At 70.1% G+C, this 21,873-nt stretch carries 18 protein-coding genes and 1 riboswitch; of the genes, 10 read left to right on the top strand and 8 right to left on the bottom strand.

The genetic code is table 11. The annotated features are described in order from the left end of the window. Positions 1-21: 21 nt before the first annotated feature. Positions 22-252: a DUF7455 domain-containing protein gene (locus ACQUQD_RS10810; RefSeq protein WP_207826496.1), complete on the bottom strand. Its 231-nt coding sequence runs from the start codon at positions 250-252 to the stop codon at positions 22-24. 441 nt (positions 253-693) lie between these two features. Here ACQUQD_RS10810 and ACQUQD_RS10805 point away from each other — a divergent pair, with 441 nt between their 5' ends. The 6 genes from ACQUQD_RS10805 (at position 694) to ACQUQD_RS10780 (ending at position 7,620) form a co-directional block, all read left to right on the top strand. Then, positions 694-2,817, top strand: coding sequence for a DNA gyrase/topoisomerase IV subunit B (locus ACQUQD_RS10805; RefSeq protein ID WP_428951833.1), 2,124 nt, complete (start codon positions 694-696; stop codon positions 2,815-2,817). Between the two features lie 128 nt (positions 2,818-2,945). Further along, on the top strand, positions 2,946-3,491 hold the full coding sequence (locus ACQUQD_RS10800) for a DUF1453 domain-containing protein (protein ID WP_428951832.1): 546 nt from the start codon (positions 2,946-2,948) through the stop codon (positions 3,489-3,491). Further along, the gene (locus ACQUQD_RS10795) at positions 3,488-4,645 is read left to right on the top strand and encodes a sensor histidine kinase (protein ID WP_428951831.1); all 1,158 of its coding nucleotides are present in this window, start codon (positions 3,488-3,490) and stop codon (positions 4,643-4,645) included. Before ACQUQD_RS10800 ends, ACQUQD_RS10795 begins: the two co-directional genes overlap by 4 nt. After that, entirely contained in the window at positions 4,642-5,349 is a 708-nt protein-coding gene (locus tag ACQUQD_RS10790; protein ID WP_428951830.1) for a response regulator, read from the top strand. The genes ACQUQD_RS10795 and ACQUQD_RS10790 overlap by 4 nt, the downstream gene beginning before the upstream one ends. A gap of 94 nt (positions 5,350-5,443) precedes the next feature. Next, a complete protein-coding gene (locus ACQUQD_RS10785) occupies positions 5,444-6,031 on the top strand; it encodes a DUF485 domain-containing protein (protein ID WP_428951829.1) in 588 nt (195 codons plus the stop codon). Next, positions 6,028-7,620 carry a solute symporter family protein gene (locus ACQUQD_RS10780; protein ID WP_428951828.1) on the top strand — a complete coding sequence of 531 codons (1,593 nt, stop codon included), beginning with the start codon at positions 6,028-6,030 and terminating at the stop codon, positions 7,618-7,620. The genes ACQUQD_RS10785 and ACQUQD_RS10780 overlap by 4 nt, the downstream gene beginning before the upstream one ends. An 18-nt stretch (positions 7,621-7,638) precedes the next feature. Here ACQUQD_RS10780 and ACQUQD_RS10775 read toward each other — a convergent pair whose 3' ends face one another. From ACQUQD_RS10775 to ACQUQD_RS10760, 4 genes are all read right to left on the bottom strand, one after another. After that, positions 7,639-8,316, bottom strand: a complete 678-nt coding sequence (locus ACQUQD_RS10775; protein ID WP_428951827.1) for a response regulator — start codon at positions 8,314-8,316, stop codon at positions 7,639-7,641. Further along, entirely contained in the window at positions 8,313-9,956 is a 1,644-nt protein-coding gene (locus tag ACQUQD_RS10770; protein ID WP_428951826.1) for a sensor histidine kinase, read from the bottom strand. The genes ACQUQD_RS10775 and ACQUQD_RS10770 overlap by 4 nt, the downstream gene beginning before the upstream one ends. A 75-nt stretch (positions 9,957-10,031) precedes the next feature. Continuing rightward, positions 10,032-10,994, bottom strand: coding sequence for a sucrase ferredoxin (locus ACQUQD_RS10765; protein WP_428951825.1), 963 nt, complete (start codon positions 10,992-10,994; stop codon positions 10,032-10,034). Positions 10,995-11,021: 27 nt separating this feature from the next. Beyond that, the gene (locus ACQUQD_RS10760) at positions 11,022-12,290 is read right to left on the bottom strand and encodes a citrate synthase (protein WP_428951824.1); all 1,269 of its coding nucleotides are present in this window, start codon (positions 12,288-12,290) and stop codon (positions 11,022-11,024) included. Positions 12,291-12,387: 97 nt separating this feature from the next. Here ACQUQD_RS10760 and ACQUQD_RS10755 point away from each other — a divergent pair, with 97 nt between their 5' ends. Continuing rightward, on the top strand, positions 12,388-13,557 hold the full coding sequence (locus tag ACQUQD_RS10755) for a citrate synthase (protein WP_428951823.1): 1,170 nt from the start codon (positions 12,388-12,390) through the stop codon (positions 13,555-13,557). Positions 13,558-13,615: 58 nt separating this feature from the next. Here the strand turns inward: ACQUQD_RS10755 and ACQUQD_RS10750 are convergent, their stop codons facing one another. Together ACQUQD_RS10750 and ACQUQD_RS10745 are read right to left on the bottom strand one after the other, a co-directional pair. Then, a complete protein-coding gene (locus tag ACQUQD_RS10750; RefSeq protein WP_428951822.1) occupies positions 13,616-13,852 on the bottom strand; it encodes a hypothetical protein in 237 nt (78 codons plus the stop codon). 176 nt (positions 13,853-14,028) lie between these two features. Next, positions 14,029-14,556: a DUF6082 family protein gene (locus ACQUQD_RS10745; RefSeq protein ID WP_428951821.1), complete on the bottom strand. Its 528-nt coding sequence runs from the start codon at positions 14,554-14,556 to the stop codon at positions 14,029-14,031. 317 nt (positions 14,557-14,873) lie between these two features. Here ACQUQD_RS10745 and ACQUQD_RS10740 point away from each other — a divergent pair, with 317 nt between their 5' ends. Beyond that, complete coding sequence (locus ACQUQD_RS10740; protein ID WP_428951820.1) at positions 14,874-15,977, top strand: CobW family GTP-binding protein; 1,104 nt, start codon at positions 14,874-14,876, stop codon at positions 15,975-15,977. Positions 15,978-16,002: 25 nt separating this feature from the next. Here the strand turns inward: ACQUQD_RS10740 and ACQUQD_RS10735 are convergent, their stop codons facing one another. Further along, on the bottom strand, positions 16,003-18,459 hold the full coding sequence (locus ACQUQD_RS10735) for a DNA gyrase/topoisomerase IV subunit A (protein WP_428951819.1): 2,457 nt from the start codon (positions 18,457-18,459) through the stop codon (positions 16,003-16,005). Positions 18,460-18,730: 271 nt separating this feature from the next. On the opposite strand from ACQUQD_RS10735, the gene ACQUQD_RS10730 reads away from it, so the two are divergent. Further along, a complete protein-coding gene (locus ACQUQD_RS10730) occupies positions 18,731-20,086 on the top strand; it encodes a M16 family metallopeptidase (protein ID WP_428951818.1) in 1,356 nt (451 codons plus the stop codon). A 17-nt stretch (positions 20,087-20,103) separates the two neighbouring features. Continuing rightward, positions 20,104-21,471, top strand: a complete 1,368-nt coding sequence (locus ACQUQD_RS10725) for a M16 family metallopeptidase (protein WP_428957514.1) — start codon at positions 20,104-20,106, stop codon at positions 21,469-21,471. A 237-nt stretch (positions 21,472-21,708) separates the two neighbouring features. Beyond that, positions 21,709-21,873, top strand: a riboswitch (cyclic di-AMP (ydaO/yuaA leader).

Here is a 21,873-nt window from a genome sequence, read left to right as displayed (position 1 = left end):
GCTCGTCGTGGGTGCGAGGCGTCAGCGTTCCTCGGTCTCGGCGCTTGCCGGAACGGCGGTGAGCCGCTCCGTCTCGTCCTGTATCTCAGCGGCGATCTTCTTGAGTTCCGGCTCGAACTTGCGACCGTGGTGGGCGCAGAAGAGCAGTTCACCACCGCTGATCAGAACGACGCGCAGGTAAGCCTGGGCGCCGCAACGGTCACAGCGGTCAGCGGCCGTCAGCGGGCTCGCGGGGGTCAGAACAGTAGTCACGTCGCCTCTTCTCTAGCTCGACGAGCTGTCGTACCAGGGTCAACATCCAACCAGGCCGAAAACGTTCCCGCTCGCGGCTTTTCCTCGAAAAATTTCTTCGAGACCGGCTGTCTGCTGCCGGGTGGCGGCGAATGTGCCGTATTGCGTCTCTTACGTGTCTTACGGGTTCGCGCGTTCCGTCAGGTCGGTCCTCCCCGGCTGGGTTGCCGGTTGTTCATGAGGACGTGCCCGGAGCCTAAATGGTTCATGCCTGGAAGGGAACGTGATGTGTGCTTCACTCAATCGAGGGATCGAACACTCATGCGACCTTGGACTAGTCTGGGCTGAGGTGAGGGTGGCGTTACAACGGCTCTACCAGGCCTCGGTACCCTCTGACGGGCGACCGACGCCGGCCCTCTACCCACAAGGGCCCCATCTGAAATTCAGCGAGGAGCGAACCGCGTGACCGCCGAAACGTCCGTGCCGTCCACAGCGCTGCTGACCGGAGCAGACCGGGACGGTTCCAACTACACCGCGCGGCACCTTCTCGTCCTCGAGGGGCTCGAAGCCGTACGCAAGCGTCCGGGCATGTATATCGGCTCGACCGACAGCCGCGGTCTGATGCACTGCCTCTGGGAGATCATCGACAACGCCGTCGACGAGGCCCTCGGTGGTTTCTGTGACCACATCGAGGTGATCCTGCACGACGACGCCTCCGTGGAGGTGCGGGACAACGGCCGCGGCATCCCCGTGGACGTGGAGCCCAAGACCGGCCTCTCCGGGGTCGAGGTCGTCATGACCAAGCTCCACGCGGGCGGCAAGTTCGGAGGCGGCTCCTACGCCGCTTCCGGCGGTCTGCACGGCGTGGGCGCCTCGGTGGTGAACGCGCTGTCGTCGCGTCTCGATGTCGAGGTGGACCGCGGCGGACACACGCACGCCATCAGCTTCCGGCGTGGTGTCCCCGGTGCCTTCTCCAAGCCCGGTCCCGACGCACCCTTCGACCCCTCGGCGCGACTGAGCAAGGTCAAGAAGGTCCCGAAGAACCGAGTCGGTACGCGTATCCGCTACTGGGCGGACCGGCAGATCTTCCTGAAGGACGCCAAGCTCTCCCTGGAGAACCTGCACCAGCGGGCCCGCCAGACCGCCTTCCTGGTGCCGGGGCTGACCATCGTCGTGCGCGACGAGTTCGGCCTGGGTGACGGGGGCAGCAAGGGCGAGGAATCCTTCCGCTTCGACGGTGGCATCAGCGAGTTCTGCGAGTACCTGGCCCAGGACAAGCCGGTCTGCGACGTCCTCCGCCTGACCGGGCAGGGCACCTTCAAGGAGACCGTCCCCGTGCTCGACGAGCACGGCCAGATGACGCCGACCGAGGTCACCCGCGAGCTCGGTGTCGACATCGCGATGCGCTGGGGCACCGGGTACGACACGACCATCAAGTCGTTCGTCAACATCATCGCCACCCCCAAGGGCGGCACCCACGTGAGCGGCTTCGAGCGCTCGCTCACGAAGACGATGAACGAGGTGCTGCGCACCCAGAAGCTGCTGCGCGTCGCCGAGGACGACATCGTCAAGGACGACGCACTGGAGGGCCTCACGGCCGTCGTCACGGTGCGCCTGGCGGAGCCGCAGTTCGAAGGCCAGACCAAGGAGGTCCTGGGCACCTCGGCGGCCAACAGGATCGTCGCCAACGTCCTGGCCAAGGAGCTCAAGGCGTTCCTGACGTCCACCAAGCGGGACGCCAAGGGGCAGGCCCGGGCCGTCATGGAGAAGGCCGTCGCCGCCGCCCGTACGCGTATCGCGGCCCGTCAGCACAAGGACGCGCAGCGCCGCAAGACGGCTCTGGAGTCGTCCTCCCTGCCCGCGAAGCTCGCGGACTGCCGCAGCGACGACGTGGAGCGCAGCGAGCTCTTCATCGTCGAGGGAGACTCCGCGCTCGGCACCGCCAAGCTCGCCCGGAACTCGGAGTTCCAGGCGCTCCTGCCGATCCGCGGCAAGATCCTCAACGTTCAGAAGTCGTCCGTCTCCGACATGCTGAAGAACGCCGAGTGCGGCGCGATCATCCAGGTCATAGGAGCCGGGTCCGGCCGGACCTTCGACATCGACGCGGCGCGCTACGGAAAGATCATCCTGCTCGTCGACGCCGACGTCGACGGCGCGCACATCCGCTGCCTGCTGCTGACACTGTTCCAGCGCTACATGCGGCCCATGGTCGAGGCCGGCCGCGTCTTCGCCGCCGTGCCGCCGCTGCACCGCATCGAACTGGTCCAGCCGAAGAAGGGCCAGGACAAGTACGTCTACACGTACTCGGACCGCGAGCTGCGGGAGACGATCCTGGAACTGCAGCGCAAGGGCGTGCGGTACAAGGACTCGATCCAGCGCTACAAGGGTCTGGGCGAGATGGACGCCGACCAGCTGGCCGAGACCACGATGGACCCGCGGTACCGCACGCTGCGCCGGATCAACATCGGTGAGCTGGACGCCGCGGAGCAGGTCTTCGATCTGCTGATGGGCAACGACGTGGCGCCGCGCAAGGAGTTCATCAGCAGCTCCGCGGCGACGCTCGACCGCTCGCGCATCGACGCGTAGTACGGGCCGCGCAGTTCGGCGCGGCCCCGCACCGGGCGGCTCCACCCACGGGTGGAGCCGCATGATCCACCCGCGATCCACCCCGGCTCCGATCTGTTGACCTGCCATTTTCCGTAGCGTCGAAGGCGTTGAACCACTCCGCTCCCGACCGCTCCACGGAGGCCGTCATGTCCGGGTTCACCGATGTCCTGGTGATCGTCGCTGCCGTCGCACTGGTCCTCGTACGCCAGTTCAGGACCGAGCGCCTGTCCATGGACCGCAAGTGGTGGCTGCTCCCCGCGATCCTCGGATTCGTCGCGCTGCGCAACGGCTCGCTCGCCGACCCGCACCACATGACGGGCTCGGTGGTCCTGCTCGCTGTCGAGCTGCTGGTCAGCATCGGTATCGGCATCGGCTGGGCGTTCACGACACGCGTCTGGACCGACGAGCAGGGCGACGTGTGGACCAAGGGCACGATGGCGACGGCCGGTACCTGGTTCGGCGGTGTCGCGGCCCGCGGTGCCCTGGTCGGCATCGGCCTGCTGATGGGCGTCCATCTCGGCAGCTCCGCGCTCATGCTGGGCTTCGCCCTCTCTCTCCTGATCCGTTCCGGCCTCCTGATGTGGCGGGCAGGCGGTCTGCGGTCGGCGTACGTTGGGCCTCTCGCGCAGCCGGCCTGGGAGGACCGCAGGTGAGGCAGAGCCACTGGACGACGTGGCCCTCACGGGAGGCACTCTCCCGTGAGGGGCTGACGCGCGCCCGCCGACTGCTGGCCGGGACGGTCCGAGTGGTGGCGATCGCGATCCTGGTGTGGACCGCGGTCACCCAGCGGGACGTCACCGATGGGGCGCTCGCCGCAGCGCTGGTGGGGCTGGCCGGCGCCGTGGCCGCGGCGTGGGCCTTCTTCCGCACCACCCTCGATCACCGGCTGTGGCCCTCGCTCGGACTCCTCGCCGCCCTCCTGCTGATCGCGCTGGGCGCTCAGCAGGTCGGATTCCCGGGACCGGCCGTCGTGCTGTGGTGCGGCTGCGCCGTCACCGCACTCGAGCGCATGCCGCTCGCCGCCGCTGTGCCCGCCACCGCGGTCTCGCTCACCGGGTTCGTGCTCATCAACGACGACGCGTGGCTGACCACCACCGTCGTCGCGGTGGGGCTCTGCCTCTCCGGGTACGTGCTGCGCCTCGACGCCGAAGCCAGGGGCAGTGCCCAGCGGCTGCTGGTGCAGGAGCGGGCGGCCCGGGCCGCGGAGGCCGAGTCGGCGGCGCTCGCCGAGCGGTCCCGCATCGCCCGGGAGATCCACGACGTCCTCGCCCACAGCCTCTCCGCCCAGCTCGTGCACCTGGAGGCGGCCCGGCTGCTCATCGAGCGCGGCGCCGACCGGGACCAGATCCTGGACCGGGTCGTGGCGGCACGCGGCATGGCCCGCGACGGGCTGGCCGAGACCCGGCACGCGCTGTCCGCGCTGCGCGGCGACATGACGCCGCTGGAGGACTTCCTGCAGGAGCTGGTCGCGTCCTCGGACGGTGCCTCGCTCGCCGTGTCCGGCACGCGCAGGCCGCTGCCCGCGGAGGCATCCCAGGCCGTGCGCAGAGTCGCTCAGGAGGCCCTGACGAACGTACGCAAGCATGCTCCGGGTGCGACGGCGCGCATGCGGCTGGAGTACGGCGTGGGTGAAGTGGCCCTGGAAATACGGGACTCGGGAGCGTCCCGACCGCAGGGGGAGCTCACTGTCAGTGGCTCCGGTTACGGTCTGTTGGGGATGAGGGAGCGTGCCGAGCTGCTGGGCGGGACGCTGGACGCAGGGCCGTACGAGGAGGGGTTTGTGGTCACGTTGAAGGTTCCCCTGTGAGCGGGGCGGAGGCGCAGGCCGGCGCGGGGCGGCCCCCGGCCCGCGTGGTGGTGGTCGACGACCAGACGGTGGTGCGCGAGGGCATCGTGATGCTGCTCGGGCTGCTGCCCGGGATCGAGGTGGTCGGCGCCGGGGGAGACGGGGAGCAGGCGCTCGAGCTCGTGGCCGAGCTGGACCCGGACGTCGTCCTGATGGACCTGCGCATGCCGCGCTGCGACGGGGTCGAGGCGACCCGGCGCATCCGCGCGGAGCATCCCAGGACCCAGGTGGTCATCCTGACCACATACGCCGACGACGATTCGCTCTTTCCGGCGCTCAGGGCGGGAGCGCGCGGCTACTTGACGAAGGACGCCGACGGGGACGAGATCGTCCGGGCCGTCGAGGGAGTGCTGTCCGGTGACGCGGGACTCTCGCCGAAGATCCAGCGACGGCTCCTGGAGAGACTGTCGCAGCCCGAGGCCGCCCCGCCCGGGCCCGCGGAGCCGCCGGACGGCCTCACCGCCAGGGAGGCGGAGGTCCTGGTGCTGATCGCCGACGGGCTGACCAATCAGGAGATCGCCCGGGTGCTGCATGTCTCGACGGCCACGGTGAAGACCCACATCAACAATCTGTTCGCGAAGACCGGGCTCAAGGACCGGGCCCAGGCGGTCCGTTACGCGTACCGGCACGGACTCGCGAAGCCGCCGGGAAGGTCCATCACCTAATGGGGTGAAGGGCTTGCGAGGAGAGTCCGGGATCTTCCCATTCTGTCCATCCTTGGGCACGCGGCCGAAGTGGGCCGCGGACAAGGAGAGTTCGGTGGAGAAGCAGGACGGGCGCGAGACGGCGCAGCCCCGGGCCGGTGATCGCGGTGGCATGGGCGATCCCTGGTACGACGCGCTGGCCTCAGGGTGGGGCGAGTGGGACGGCACGGGCGGACCGACGCCCGCCGTGCCCGCCCAGCCCGCGCACCGGGAGCGGAGCGCGGCGGGGGTCTACCTGGAGGTGCAGCGCAGCGCCGCCTTCCAGGAAGTGCGCGGGCGCTACCGGAGGTTCGTCGTCCCGGCGGTCGCGATCTTCTTCGCCTGGTACGTCGCGTACATCGTGGCCGCCACGAGTGCGCCCGCGCTGATGGCCCGGCCGGTGGCGGGGGCCGTGAACGTGGCGATGGTGGCGGGCCTCGGTCAGTTCGCCAGCACGTTCCTGCTGACGTGGCTGTACGCGCGCCACGCCCGGCTGCGCCGTGACCGGCTCGCGCTCGAACTGCGGTGGGACACGCAGGAGATGACTCGTGGGATCAACGACCTCGGTCGCATGAACGGTTCCGCGCGGACGAACGGGACGGCACGTGCACAAGGGGCCGGCCATGAGAACGGTTCGGCGCAGCGCGAAGGAGACCGTCGGTGACCGGCACACATCAGACCTTGGCGCTGGTTCTGTTCAGCGCGTTCGTGGCGGTCACGCTCGGCATCACGACCTGGGTGGGCCGCAACCGGCAGGGTTCGGCGGAAGAGTTCTATGCGGGCGGACGACTCTTCTCACCGATGGAGAACGGTTTCGCCATCGCCGGTGACTACATGTCGGCCGCTTCCTTCCTCGGCATTTCCGGGCTGATCGCGCTCTTCGGGTACGACGGCCTGCTCTACTCGGTGGGCTTCCTCGTCGCCTGGCTCGTCGTGCTCTTCGTGGTCGCCGAACTGGTGCGCAACTGCGGCCGGTTCACGTTGGCCGACGTCGTGGCGGCCCGGATGCGGGAGCGTCCGGTGCGCATCGCGTCGGGAACTTCCTCGGTCACCGTGTCCGTTCTCTATCTGGTGGCGCAGATGGTGGGGGCGGGCAGCCTGGTGGCGCTGCTGCTGGGCGGGAAGAGCGGGAACGCACAGGCGTGGACCGTCGTCGGTGTGGGCGCGCTCATGGTCATCTATGTGTCGTTGGGAGGGATGCGGGCCACCACGTGGATCCAGATCGTGAAGGCCGTCCTGCTCATGGGCGGGACGATCGCCCTGACGGTGCTCGTCCTGGCGCGCTTCCACGGTGACTTCAACCAGCTGTTGCGCACGGCCGCGGCGCGCAGCGGGCACGGCTCCGACTTCCTCGTGCCCGGTCTGAAGTACGGCGGGAGCTGGACCGCGCGCTTCGACTTCATCAGCCTGGGCCTCGCGCTCGTGCTCGGCACAGCGGGCCTTCCGCACATCCTGTCGCGCTTCTACACCGTGCCGACCGCGCGGGCCGCCCGCCGCTCGGTCGTGTGGTCCATCGGGCTCATCGGCAGCTTCTACCTGATGACGATCGTGCTGGGCTTCGGCGCGGCCGCCATCGTGGGCTCCGCCGCCGTCCGGGGTTCGAACGCCGCGGGGAACACGGCCGTCCCGCTCCTCGCCCTCGACCTCGGCGGCGGCCCGGACTCCACGGGTGGCACGGTGCTGTTCGCGATCGTCGCCGCGATCGCCTTCGCCACGATCCTCGCGGTCGTCGCCGGGATCACCCTCGCCTCCTCGGCATCCGTGGCGCACGACCTGTACGCGTCACTGCGCCGGCGTGGCGGGAAGCAGCACAGCGAGGTCGCGGTGGCCCGTGTCGCCGCGGCCGGGATCGGCGCGCTCGCGATCGGGCTCGGACTGCTCGCGCGCGATCTGAACGTCGCGTTCCTCGTGGGCCTGGCGTTCGCCGTCGCCGCGTCCGCCAACCTGCCCGTCCTGCTGTACTCGCTGTTCTGGCGGAACTTCACCACGCGTGGGGCCGTGTGGTCCGTGTACGGCGGACTGGTGCCGGCGCTCGCGCTCGTCCTGCTGTCGCCGGTGGTCTCCGGGAGCCCCACGTCCTTGTTCCCCGGAGTGGACTTCCAGTTCTTCCCGCTGGAGAACCCGGGGCTCGTCTCCATCCCGCTCGGCTTCCTGGCCGGCTGGCTGGGCACGGTGACCTCCGCCGAGCCGCCGGACGAGGCCAAGCACGCAGAGACCGAGGTGCGGGCGCTGACCGGCGCGGGAGCCGTCTGAGCCGACGTATCCAGGCCCTCAGAGGCTGGCGGCCCACTCGTACCGGTGCTCGGGCCGCCCCGTGTCGCCGTACTTCAGGCTCAGCCGCACCCGCCCCGTGCGCTCCAGAAGCTTCAGGTAACGCTGGGCGGTCTGGCGGCTGAGCCGGGTCCGGTCGGCCAACTCCTGCGCGGAGAGCGGGCCTTCGGCACCCATCATGGCTCTGCGTACGAGTTCGGCCGTCGTCGGGGAATGCCCCTTGGGCAGCTCCGGCGCCGGTGTGGCGGACAGTGCGCCGAAGATCCGGTCGACCTCCGCCTGCTCGGCCTCGCCCCCGCCGTCGAGGGTGCGGCGCAGCGTCGCGTAGGCCTCCAGCTTGCCGCGCAGCCCTGCGAACGAGAACGGTTTGACCAGGTACTGCAGGGCCCCGTGCCGCATCGCGGCCTGCACGGTCGCCACGTCGCGCGCCGCGGTCACCATGATCACGTCGATCTGGTGGCCGCGCTCGCGGACCGTACGGGCGACGTCGAGGCCCGTCTCGTCCGGCAGGTAGTGGTCCAGGAGGACCAGATCGACCCGGAGGTCCTCGATCCGTTCCAGGGCCTCGGCAGCGCTGTGTGCCGTGGCGGCCACACGGAAACCGGGCACCTTCGCCACATAGGCGGCGTTCACGTCGGCGACGCGGGTGTCGTCGTCCACGACCAGGACCTCGATCATCGGACCTCCTGGGCCGCGCTCGGAACGGTTTCGGTGAAGGCTTCCGGCAGCACGACGACGAACTCGGCGCCCCCGGTGGGCGACGCCGACACCTCGGCCGTGCCGCCCTGCCGCTCGGCGAACCGCCGTACCAGGGCGAGCCCGATGCCGCGCTTCCCGTGCGCGGGCGGCTCCTTCGTGGACCAGCCTTCCACGAAGACGGACTCCCGCTGATCGGCGGGGACCCCCGGTCCGGTGTCGCGCACCCGCAGGACAGCGGTACGGCCCTCCGCCCGCAAAGTCACTTCCACGCGCGCGTGCCGCCCCGAACCCGCGGCGGCGTCCGTGGCGTTGTCCACCAGGTTGCCGACGATCGTGACCAGTCCGCGCGGATCGACGAGCCGGTCCGGCAGTTCGGTGTCGGCCGAGATCCCCAGGGCGACGCCGCGCTCCGCGGCGACGGTCGCCTTGCCCACCAACAGCGCGGCCAGCAGCGGATCCTGGATCTTCTCGGTGATCTGCTCCGCGGTGACCCGGTGCGCGTCCGCCACCTCACCGACGAACTCCGCGGCCTCCTCGTACATCTCCAGCTCCAGCAGCCCCAGCAAGGTGTGCATGCGGTTGGCGTGTTCGTGGTCCTGGGCGCGCAGGGCGTCGATGAGGCCGCGTGTGGAGTCGAGTTCGCGGCCCAGCTGCTCCAGCTCCGTACGGTCGCGCAGGGTCGCGACGGCGCCGCCGTCGTCGGTGGGCATCCGGTTGGCGACCAGGACGCGCTGGCCGCGCACCGTCAACAGGTCGGTACCGGTGACGTGGCCCGCGAGGACGTCCGCCGTCCGACCGGGGCCCAGTGCGTCGTCCAGGGACCGCCCGATCGCCTCGGCGTCGAGGCCGAGCAGGCGCTGGGCCTCGTCGTTCAGCAGCCGTATCCGCCCGGCCCGGTCCAGCGCGACGACGCCCTCCCGGATGCCGTGCAGCATCGCCTCCCGCTCGGCCAGCAGCGCGGAGATGTCCGAGAACGCCAGGTCGCGCGTCTGCCGCTGCACGCGCCGCGCGATCAGATACGCGGCGAGCGCGCCCACCGCCAGCGCCCCGCCCGCGTAGGCGAACAGGCCCGGGATCGCGTGGATGAGGCGTGCGCGGACGCTGTCGTACTCGATGCCGACCGACACCGCGCCCACGATGGCCCCGTCAGCGCCCCTCAGCGCCACTTTCCCGCGCGCGGAGCGGCCGAGGGTACCGTCGTCGATCTCCATCACCTCGCGGCCCGCCAGCGCGTCGCTGGGGTCCGTCGAGACGACCTCGCCGATCTGGTCGCGGTCGGTGTGCGACCAGCGCACCCCATCCTTGTTCATGATCACGACGTACTCGGCGCCGCTGGCCCGCCGGATCCGCTCCGCCTCGGCCTGTACGGGACCCCGGGCGGACGGACGTGAGGACTGCAGGTCGGCGGCTATCTGCGGCTGCGCCGCCGTGGTCTGCGCGATGGCGAGGGCGCGCCGCATCGCCTGATCGTCCAGCTGGTCGCTCAGCGGCGCCAGGAACAGTCCGGTCGCCAGCACGGCCACCCCCGCGGCGATCGCCACCTGCATCAGCAGCACCTGCGCGAACATGCGCCTCGGCAGACCGAAGCGTCGGCGGCGGGCGGGCGAGATCGGGCTCATGGTGACGAACGGTACGGGCCCTTCCGCCCCCGATCGAGGCCCTTGTGGCGCGGATCTCCTGCGCTGCCTGCCGCGTCAGCCGAGCGCCGCGGAAACCTCACGCACAGCCACGACATCCATACGGGCCGGTGACCCGAGAGCACCGCCGCAGCTCTCCGGGCGCGGAGGCAGCGACGCACCCTGGGCGACCGTCACGCACCAATGGCGTCCGTCCGTGTGCGCGACGGTCACCTCCCAGCGCGACACGTCGTTCCCCGTGGCCTCTGCTCCTGCGACGCCCTCCGCAGGCGCGAGGACATCCGTGCGTACGACATCCAGGGCGTCGGCGCCGTACTCGTGGGCCGCGCGGCGCACCGCCAGTTCCGCGGCCTGGCCCGGGCGGTCCCAGGCGGAGCTGCCGCGGCAGTCGTCGGTGACGATCCGCTTGGCGCGCACTCCCTCCAGGATCTCCTTCACGTCGGCTGCCGTGACCCTTCCGTAGGCGTAGCCGTACGGCAGCACCAGAAGGGTGGGGGAGAAGCGATGTCCGCCGAGGTGGGTGACCTCCCAGACGCCTTCCTCTCCGGAGAGGGCCAGTTCCGAAGCCAAGGGCCGCCCCAGGAGAGCGCAGCAGCGGTCCCGCTTTCCATTGGTGCAGACGAGCGCGAGCGGAGCGCCCTCGTAGGGGTCACCGAAGCCGCTGTGCTCACCGGCCCCCAGCGCGGCGAAGTCGAGCCGCAACAAGTCTTCGGGCGCTTCGACGATGGCGCTGCGCAGCCATGCGTTTCCGGGAGCGGTGTGGGCGACATACACGCGGCGACGGGCCGCGTGGTGACAGTCGGCGTGCCGTCCGGGACGCCGGACGAGTGCGACGCGCACCCCGGTGCCGTCGGCCGCGGTCTCCAGGGCGCGGCCCACTTCAGGATCGAGATGGCTGGAGGTCAGGGCCTTCGCTCCCCAGGGGCCTGGCTGCTCGATGAGCAGCCAGGTCCGGGCGGTGGCCGCGGTCCCCGCGAGTGGTTCGTCAAGATCCAGGGAGGCGGTCGCGCACGTACTCACGCAGGCGAGCCTAACCTGTCGGCGATGTCACTCCTCATCCAGCGCCGGCGGCAGGGGCTGTGGTGGACGCGGGCCTACATAGTGGCCCGTGGGCCGCATACGTAGGGGGCGCTCTCCGTACTCCTCCAAGGCATGGGCGATCCAACCGGTCGTGCGTGCCACCGCGAAGATCGTCTCGCCCGCCTCGGCGGCCATGCCGTGCGAGGCGGTGAGCACGGCGAGGGCCAGGTCCACGTTGGCGTGCAGGTCCGTGTGGCGGGCGGTCGTCGCCACGACGTCGCGGGCGGCGGCCAGCGCCGGCCGGGCGGCGGGCAGCTCCTCCAGAACGGCGAACAGTGCCTGCGCGCGGGGATCCTCGCCCTTGTAGAGACGATGGCCGAGCCCCGGGACGCGGCGGCCGGCGCGCAGCTCGTCGGCCACCACGGGCCCGGCGCTGCCCCGGTCGAGCACTTCCAGGAGCATCCGGTGCGCCAAGCCGCTGGCCGCACCGTGCAGCGGCCCTTCCAGGACGCCCAGGCCCGCGGACACGGCCGCGTACGCGTGCGCCCGGGCCGACGCGGCGACGCGGACGGCGAGAGTGGAAGCCGCCAGGTCGTGGTCGGCCAAGAGGCCGAGGGCCATGTCCAGAGCGCGCAGTGACGCCTCGTCAGGATCCTGATAGGACAGGCGGCCCCACAGGCGCTGGGCGATCGGTTCGCCGTCCGTGTAGGTGGGCGATTGCAGGGGCAGCGCGGCCGCGAGCGTAGGGATGAGGGAACGTGCGGCGCCGAGGACCGACTCCTCGGACAGGTCGTACCGCAGGGGATCGGAGGTCGCGGCCGCGACCGCTGCCACCCGCAACCGGTCCACGGGGCTGCTGTGTTCGGGCAGGGCGCCCACGGCACGGCGGGCGGCGGCGAGGGACTCCTTGGGGGCGACGAACCGGGCGCCGGGGCGCAGCGTGCCCGTCCACAGCCACTCCGCGACCTCCTCGTACGAGTGACGGGCCGCCAGCTGTGCCGCGTCGACCCCTCGGAAGAAGTACCGGTCCTCGTCGATGAGCGTGATCCGGGTGCGCACCGACAGCTCGTCGGGGCCCGAACTCGGTGCGCTCTCACGCCTGTTGCGGCGGGCGAGGGCCTCCACCTCGGCGGCGTCGAAGGTGCTGCCGCGCCTGCCCTGGCCGCGCCGGCTGGTCAGCTGCCCACGGCTGACGTACGCGTAGACGGTCTCGGGCTTCACCCCGAGCAGCTCGGCGGTCTCCTTGGTGGTCAGTCGACGGGCCTGTTGTGCCGGTGCCGGTTCGTGATCCCTCATGCGCGTCACCGTATCCGCTCAGTTCAGTATTGATTCAATCAATATTGACAGAGATCGAGTCAAGCATGGACAGTCAGATCAAGTTCAGGGAGGAAACATGCCGATCAACGGGACCACGACCGCCTCTGTCGTCGACGTACCGCGAGGGCTCGCGGGTGTCGTCGTCACCGACACCGCGCTCGGTGACGTCAGAGGGCGCGAGGGCTTCTACCACTACCGCCAGTACTCCGCCGTGGAGCTCGCGCAGACCCGCAGCTTCGAGGACGTGTGGCACTTGATGATCCACGGCGAGCTGCCCGATGCGGCACAGTCGACGGCCTTCGCGCATCGGACCGCGGGGCTGCGCGCACTGCCCGACGAGGTGCGGGCGGCGCTGCCCGCCATCGCCCGCGCCGGATCCGTGTCCGGGCCGCTCGCCGGGCTGCGCACGGCCCTCTCGCTGTTCGGCGCCTCACGCGGTTTCGGGCCCGTCTACGACATCGACGCCGACCGGCGCCGGGAGGACACGATCGCCGCCACCGCGGTGGTCCCCACGATGCTCACCGCACTGCACCGGCTCGGCGAAGGGCTCGACCCGGTGGAGCCGCGCGCGGATCTCTCGTACGCGGCCAACTACCTGTACATGCTGACGGGCTCGGAGCCGGACCCCGCGCACGCCCGGGCCATCGAGCAGTACCTCATCTCAACCATTGATCATGGCTTCAATGCGTCAACCTTCACGGCGCGCGTGATCGCGTCGACCGGTGCGGATGTTGCCGCCTGTCTGGTCGGTGCCGTCGGCGCTCTGTCGGGGCCCCTGCACGGCGGGGCGCCCAGTCGTGCCCTGGACACTCTAGATGCGATCGGTACGCCTGACCGCATTGACTCCTGGGTCCGTGAGCGGGTCCTGGCCGGCGACCGGATCATGGGCTTCGGGCACCCGGTCTACCGCACGGAGGACCCGCGCTCGCGGATGCTGCGCGGCATCGCCAAGCGGTTCGGAGGGCCCCTTGTGGAGTTCGCCGTCGAGGTCGAGCACCAGGTGGAGGCGATCCTGGCCGACCTCAAGCCGGGGCGGGAACTGCACACGAACGTGGAGTTCTACGCGGGCGTCGTCATGGAGCTGTGCGGGTTGCCGCGAACGATGTTCACGCCGACGTTCGCCGCGGCGCGCGCGGTCGGCTGGAGTGCCAACATCCTGGAGCAGGGCCAGGATTCGAAGATCATCCGTCCGGCGGCGCGGTATGTGGGGGTGGAGCCGACGGTGGCGGTGCCGGTGCTCGGCTGACGCGCGGGCGGCCGCCGTCGGGTGGTCCGGGCGGCGGCCGCAGTGCGTGGCTGAGAGGTCAGGAGTCGGGGATGTCGGCCTTGGCGCGCAGCAGCGTCTCCCGGTTCACGATGACGATGCGCTCGTAGTCGGCGACCCCCGCGTCCGCTGGAAGCTCGTGCTTGAGTTCAGCGGTGGCTTCCGTGCCGATCACGGCGAAGCTCCCGTCGCTGAGTTCGAATACATCGGGGCAGGTGGCGCCTGAGGCGCTGCCGCGAGCGCTCGGGGGCACCCCGATGCGACGTACGATCTTCAAGGGGACTGATTCCTTCTGGAGACGGCGAGTGATGGCGACACATTAGTGCGCTCGGCGCAGTGGCAGCGCACTGAAAGCCGCCATTCCAGGGGGAGTTGACCCGGATGTCACCGGGATGGGGGACTGTGGGACCTCGCGTGCGCGTGTTACCGCAGCGGATGCCGGTGACCGAGGCGTCACACCTCAGGGGGCACTCCTACCACCCACCACTGGTCCGTCTCCGCCTCGTCCAGTTCCCGGAAGAGCGCCTCGGCGATGCGGCCGATCTCGGCCTCCGTGGATGACGGGTCGAGTGCGGCGCGATGGGGCCGGGTGATCTCCCAGTACTCGCGGATGTAGGCGCTCTGGAAGAGCTCGCGAAGGTGGCCGAAGAGCTCGCGCTGGTTGAGCAGGCCGGATTCGTAGAGGTGGAACGCGTTGATGTACCAGAGATTCGCGTACAGGAGTTGCCGTCGCTTCTCCGGGTCCAGGTTCATGCCGAAGGTGTCGATCACGACAGCGAGTGCCGGGTCGTCGATGGCCTTGCTCAACAACTCCCAGTGCATGCGCTGTTGATGTGCGCGAGCCAGTCGTCGCCGCTCCGTGGCGACCGATTCGGCGCCTCTGCCGTGTCGCTGCCACAGATGGACGGCCCCGGCGCCTGCCAGTCCCCCCGTCAATGTCGCGATTACCACACGCCATGTGCCGTAACTTTGAGTGGCCATGTCAACCCCCGATTCAGGCGACCGTCCGCCGGTCGGTCGGGTGCGGGTCGACGGGCGTGGAGACCGGCGAGCGGTGGGCGGCGCGCTTGCCGTCTCCCAGGATGCCGAGCGGCTCTGATCGGCTGGGAGGCGGAGAGGAGGCGCACGGAAGCATGGGTCGCGCAAACCGGCGCCACGTCCAACGTCTGCCCCGCGATCGGCGCTAACAATCGTTCACTTCGCGGCGTTTCTACGCGCACTTATTCTGGGGCGAGATTCATTCTTCGTACGAGAGCCGGAGCCCGAGCCGGTGCACGCTTCGGTGTCAGAGAGGTCGCGTGTTGAGCAAGGCGAGCCCGCAGCAGATCCCTGTCGTCGTCCTCGCGGGCTTCCTCGGTTCCGGGAAGACCACCCTGCTGAATCACCTGTTGCACCGCAGTGGCGGCACGCGCATCGGTGCGATCGTCAATGACTTCGGGGCGATCGAGATCGACGCGATGGCCGTGGCCGGGCAGCTGGGCGATTCGACGGTCTCCCTCGGCAACGGCTGCCTGTGCTGTGCCGTGGACGCCAGTGAACTTGACGTCTATCTGGACAAGTTGACTCGCCCGATCAATGACAGTCATCGCATGGACGTCATCGTCATCGAGGCGAGCGGCATCGCGGAACCGCAGGAACTGGTGCGGATGGTGCTGGCCAGTGAGAATCCGCGGATCGTGTACGGAGGGCTGATCGAGGTCGTCGACGCCGCCGAGTTCGACGCCACTCGGGAGAAGCATCCCGAGGTGGACCGGCACCTGGGGATCGCCGACCTCGTCGTGGTGAACAAGGGCGATCGGGTCCCCGACACCGAGCGGCAGCGCGTCCTGGGCGTGGTGCGGGCGGCGGCAGAACGCGCCGCCGTCGTCTCCGCGTCGTACGGCCGTATCGACCCGGAGCTGCTCTTCGACTGCCGTCCCACGGAGGAGCGGATCGGGCAGCTGTCCTTCGACGACCTGCACCGGCACGGCGCGGGCGAGGCGCACGACGAGCACCTGCACTCCGCCTATGAAAGCGTCGCGTTCACATCCGAAGTTCCCTTGGAGCCGCGCCGGTTGATGGCCTTCCTCGACAGCAGGCCCGACGGTCTCTACCGCCTCAAGGGGTACGTCGACTTCGGCCCGGGCGACCCCGCGAACCGGTACGCGGTGCACGCCGTCGGGCGATTCCTGCGGTTCTACCCCGAGCCCTGGCCGGGCGGAGAGCCGCGCCTCACGCAGCTTGTCCTCATCGGGGCGGGCATCGATACGGAGGCGCTGCGCGAGGAACTCGACGCCTGTAGGGGCGAGAACAAGAGCGACGCCCCGCACACCGTCGACGAGCACGGCATGTGGGGCGTCCTCCGCTACGTACAGGACAAGGGCGAGACCGAGGAAGTCCAGGATCTCGCCGACGTCCCCTAGAGCGGAACGGGCCGGCCCGGGAGGCCTATACCGGGCCCGCCACCACCGCCACCGTCTTCGGCAGTGAGACGCCCGAGCCGTCGCGGCGCGGGTCCATCTCGGTCAGCTCGGCCGGTGTGCCGTTCTTCTGCGCCGCGCGTGCGGGCACCGGGCCCGCCCAGGCGAGGCTCAGGCAGTCCTCGCCCTTCAGGAACCTCTGGCAGCGCACGCCACCGGTCGCGCGGCCCTTGCGCGGGTACTGGTCGAACGGCGTCAGCTTGGCCGTCGTCTGGACCGAGTCGTCGAGCGTGCCGCGCGAGCCCGCCACCGTGAAGACCACCGCGTCGACCGCCGGGTCGACCGCGGTGAACGAGATGACCTTCGCGCCGGTCGCCAGCTTGATGCCGGCCATGCCGCCCGCGGGACGGCCCTGCGGACGCACCATGGAGGCCTGGTAGCGCAGCAGCTGGGCGTCGTCCGTGATGAAGACCAGGTCCTCTTCGCCGGTGCGCAGCTCGACGGCGCCCACGATCCGGTCGCCGTCCTTGAGGGTGATGACCTCCAGCTCCTCCTTGTTCGACGGATAGTCGGGCACCACACGCTTCACGACGCCCTGCTCGGTACCGATGGCGATACCCGGCGACGACTCGTCCAGCGTCGTCAGGCAGATCACCTTCTCGTCCGCCTCCAAGGAGGAGAGGAACTCGGAGATCGGCGCGCCACCGGAGAGGTTCGGCGCGGACGCCGTGTCCGGGAGCTGCGGCAGGTCCACGACGTTCAGCCGCAGCAGCCTGCCCTCGGAGGTGACCACACCGATCTCGCCGCGCGTCGTCGCCGGCACCGCGGAGACGATCACGTCGTGCTTGGCGCGCTTGCCGTCCTCGTCGGCGGCGAACGGCTCACCGTTCGCCGTACGGGCCAGCAGGCCGGTCGAGGAGAGCAGCACCCGGCACGGGTCGTCGGCCACCTGCAGCGGAACGGCGGCCACCGGGGCGCCCGCCGACTCCAGCAGCACCGTACGCCGGTCCGTGCCGAACTTCTTCGCCACGGCGGCCAGTTCCGTCGAGACGAGCTTGCGCAGCTCCGTGTCGGAATCGAGGATGCCGGTCAGCTCGTCGATCTCGCCGTTGAGCTTGTCGCGCTCCGACTCCAGCTCGATCCGGTCGAACTTGGTGAGGCGACGCAGCGGCGTGTCCAGGATGTACTGCGTCTGGGTCTCGCTCAGGGAGAAGCGCTCCATCAGGCGCTCCTTGGCCTGCGCGCTGTTCTCACTGGAGCGGATGAGGCGGATGACCTCGTCGATGTCCAGCAGCGCGACGAGGAGACCCTCGACCAGGTGCAGCCGGTCCCGCTTCTTGGTGCGACGGAACTCGCTGCGGCGGCGCACCACCTCGAAGCGGTGGTCGAGGTAGACCTCGAGCAGCTCCTTGAGACCCAGGGTGAGCGGCTGGCCGTCCACCAGGGCCACATTGTTGATACCGAAGGACTCCTCCATCGGCGTCAGCTTGTACAGCTGCTCCAGGATCGCCTCCGGCACGAAACCGTTCTTGATCTCGATGACCAGGCGCAGGCCGTGCTCGCGGTCGGTGAGGTCCTTCACGTCCGCGATGCCCTGGAGCTTCTTCGAACCGACGAGCTCCTTGATCTTCGCGATGACCTTCTCGGGACCGACCGCGAAGGGCAGTTCGGTGACGACGAGCCCCTTGCGGCGCGCCGTCACGGTGTCCACGGAGACCGTCGCACGGATCTTGAACGTGCCGCGCCCGGACTCGTAGGCGTCCTTGATGCCGGACAGGCCGACGATCCGGCCGCCGGTGGGCAGGTCGGGCCCCGGCACGAACTTCATGAGCGTCTCGAGGTCGGCCCCCGGGTGCTTGATCAAATGCCGCGCGGCGGCGATCACTTCCCCCAGGTTGTGCGGCGCCATGTTGGTCGCCATGCCGACCGCGATGCCCGACGCGCCGTTGACCAGAAGGTTCGGGTACGCCGCCGGGAGAACGAGGGGCTCCTGCTCCTGCCCGTCGTAGTTCGGTGCGAAGTCGACCGTGTTCTCTTCGATCGACTCCGTCATCAGACCGGCTGCCGGGTCCATGCGGCACTCGGTGTACCGCATGGCGGCCGGGCGGTCGTCGTTGCCCAGCGAACCGAAGTTCCCGTGCCCGTCGACCAGCGGTACGCGCATCGAGAACGGCTGTGCCAGACGCACCAGGGCGTCGTAGATCGACGCGTCACCATGGGGGTGCAACTTACCCATGACCTCGCCGACGACACGGGCGCACTTCACATAGCCACGGTCGGGGCGCAGGCCCATCTCGTTCATCTGATAGACGATCCGACGGTGGACGGGCTTCATCCCGTCGCGGGCGTCGGGCAGGGCGCGCGAGTAGATGACCGAGTACGCGTACTCCAGGTAGGAGCCCTGCATTTCGTCGACCACGTCGATGTCGAGGATCTTCTCCTCGAAGTCGTCGGGCGGCGGGGTCTTCGTGCTGCGGCGGGCCATCGCTGCTGCGGCTCCTTCACCAACATGAACGGGTACATGAACGGGAACTGTCGCGGACCATTGTGGACCGCCCCACTGACAACGCTGATCGCGACCCGTCCATACCGGGTGGTTCGCGGCCCGCTCGGGGGCTTCATGCTCGCTTACGGCGTAGCTCGAGCGGGAACTTCGCCAGGTGTCAGCACGCTTGCATACAGTGGCAGGACTGGCAGCAGTTCTGTGTTTTCAGTGTTCGCAGTGTTCTCCGTTCCCCGCGATCGAAGGGACCTACATGCCCATGGGTCACACGGCCACCGCCGAGGCCGGCTCCGGCGGCCTGACAGCGACCGAGCACCGGCTGGCCAACGGCCTGCGTGTGGTGCTCTCCGAGGATCACCTGACCCCGGTCGCGGCGGTCTGCCTCTGGTACGACGTCGGCTCGCGCCACGAGGTCAAGGGCCGTACGGGCCTGGCTCACCTTTTCGAGCACCTGATGTTCCAGGGCTCGAAGCAGGTGCACGGCAACGGTCACTTCGAGCTCGTCCAGGGCGCGGGCGGGTCGCTCAACGGCACGACGAGCTTCGAGCGGACGAACTACTTCGAGACCATGCCCGCCCACCAGCTGGAGCTCGCGCTCTGGCTGGAGGCCGACCGCATGGGCTCGCTGCTGGCCGCCCTCGACGAGGAGTCGATGGAGAACCAGCGGGACGTCGTGAAGAACGAGCGCCGTCAGCGCTACGACAACGTCCCCTACGGCACCGCGTTCGAGAAGCTGACCGCCCTCATGTACCCGGAGGGCCACCCGTACCACCACACGCCCATCGGCTCCATGGCCGACCTGGACGCGGCCACCCTCGAAGACGCGCGGAACTTCTTCCGCACCTACTACGCGCCCAACAACGCGGTGCTCTCCGTAGTGGGCGACATCGACCCCGAGGAGACGCTCGCCTGGGTCGAGAAGTACTTCGGCTCCATCCCCGGCCACGACGGCAAGGCCGCCCCGCGCGACGGTTCCCTGCCCGAGGTGATCGGCGGGCAGCTGCGCGAGGTCGTCGAGGAGGAGGTCCCCGCGCGCGCCCTCATGGCGGCCTACCGGCTCCCGGAGGACGGCACGCGCGCGTGCGACGCCGCCGACCTCGCCCTGACGGTCCTCGGCGGCGGCGAGTCGTCGCGGCTCTACAACCGTCTGGTGCGCCGCGACCGCACCGCCGTGGCCGCCGGGTTCGGACTGCTGCGCCTGGCCGGCGCGCCCTCCCTGGGCTGGCTCGACGTGAAGACCTCCGGAGACGTCGAGGTGCCGGTCATCGAGGCCGCCGTCGACGAGGAGCTCGCCCGGTTCGCCGAGGAGGGTCCCACGCCCGAGGAGATGGAGCGCGCCCAGGCCCAGTTGGAGCGCGAGTGGCTGGACCGGCTCGGCACCGTGGCGGGCCGCGCCGACGAACTGTGCCGCTACGCCGTACTGTTCGGCGACCCGCAGCTCGCGCTCACGGCCGTGCAGCGCGTCCTCGCGGTGACCGCCGAGGAGGTCCAGGAGGTCGCCAAGGCCCGCCTGCGCCCCGACAACCGCGCGGTCCTCGTGTACGAGCCGACGGCCCCCGCCGACCCCGATGACGAGAGCGACGAGAACGACGAGGAGGCGGGCCGGTGACCGAGCAGCTCGCGACCATGGACTTCCACCCCCAGCCGCAGGCCGGCGCGGCCAAGCCGTGGGCGTTCCCCGCCCCGGAGCGCGGCGAGCTCGCCAACGGCCTGACGGTGCTGCGCTGCCACCGTCCCGGCCAGCAGGTCGTCGCCGTCGAGATCAACCTGGATGCGCCGCTGGACGCCGAGCCCGCCGGGCTCGACGGCGTCGCCACGATCATGGCGCGTGCCTTCAACGAGGGCACCGACAAGCACTCCGCGGAGGAGTTCGCGGCGGAACTGGAGCGCTGCGGCGCCACGTTGGACGCGCACGCCGACCACCCCGGCGTCCGCGTCTCCCTGGAAGTGCCGGTCTCCCGCCTCCCCAAGGGGCTGGCCCTGCTGGCCGACGCCCTGCGGGCGCCCGCCTTCGCGGACAGCGAGATCGAGCGCCTCGTCCGCAACCGCCTGGACGAGATCCCGCACGAGAGCGCCAACCCGGCCCGCCGCGCCGCCAAGGAGCTCTCCAGGCAGCTCTTCCCGGCCGGCTCGCGCATGTCGCGCCCGCGTCAGGGCACCGAGGAGACCGTCGCCGCCATCGACGCGGCGGCCGTGCGCGCCTTCTACGAGAAGCACGTACGTCCCGCCACCGGGACCGTCGTCGTGGTGGGCGACCTGACGGGCACCGACCTCGACGCCCTCCTCGCGGACACGCTCGGCGCCTGGACCGGCGACACGAGCGAGCCGCGCCCGGCGCCGCCGGTCACCGCGGACGACACCGGCCGGGTCGTCGTCGTGGACCGTCCGGGAGCGGTGCAGACGCAGCTGCTCATCGGCCGGATCGGGCCCGACAAGCACGACCGCGTGTGGGCGGCGCAGATCCTCGGCACGTACTGCCTCGGCGGCACGCTCACCTCGCGCCTGGACCGCGTCCTGCGCGAGGAGAAGGGCTACACCTACGGTGTGCGGTCCTTCGCCCAGGTGCTGCGGTCCGCGCCCGACGGGACGGGCGCGGCGATGCTCGCCATCAGCGGCTCCGTGGACACTCCGAACACCGGACCCGCGCTCGACGACCTCTGGAAGGTCCTGCGCACGCTGGCCGCCGAGGGCCTCACGGACGCGGAACGCGACACGGCCGTGCAGAACCTGGTGGGTGTGGCCCCGCTGAAGTTCGAGACGGCCGCGGCGGTCGCGGGCACCCTCGCCGACCAGGTCGAGCAGCAGCTGCCGGACGACTTCCAGGCCCGGCTGTACCGCCAACTCGCCGAGACGGGCACCGTGGAGGCCACTGCGGCGGTCGTGAACGCCTTCCCGGCCGACCGGCTGGTGACGATCCTCGTGGGCGACGCCGCGCAGATCGAGGAGCCCGTCAGGGCCCTCGGCATCGGTGAGGTGACCGTGGTCACGGGCTGACCCCCGTCCCGCACGCCGCACGAAGCCCCGATGGTCACGCCGACCACCGGGGCTTCGTGCTGTCGCTCACGTCCGTCCACGACCGGCCTTGGATCACGAATGTCCGAATTGGGGCGGAGGTTGCCTGTCTGGTCTGTGGCATGCACTACAAAAGCCGGGATCCGTTTGTTGATTAAAAGATGTCCCGTTTAGCGTCGGTCCGGCTGTCCGCCAGACCTACGTCGCGCCCGCGACACCGGACAGTCATCGCCGAGTCCCCCACGGCGCGAGCCAGGGGAGCCGGGGACCCATCGCAGTCCCTGGGGTGAATCGGACGCTCTTCCCGTACGGGGAGGGTGTCCGTAGGAGACCTTCCTGCTCCGAACCCGTCAGCTAACCCGGTAGGCGAGAGGGAAGGAAAGG

This window comes from Streptomyces sp. cg35 (assembly GCF_050410835.1).
Taxonomy (GTDB): domain Bacteria; phylum Actinomycetota; class Actinomycetes; order Streptomycetales; family Streptomycetaceae; genus Streptomyces.
The sequence above is the reverse complement of the archived record's forward strand: the minus strand, read 5'-3'. Positions and strand labels throughout refer to the sequence as shown.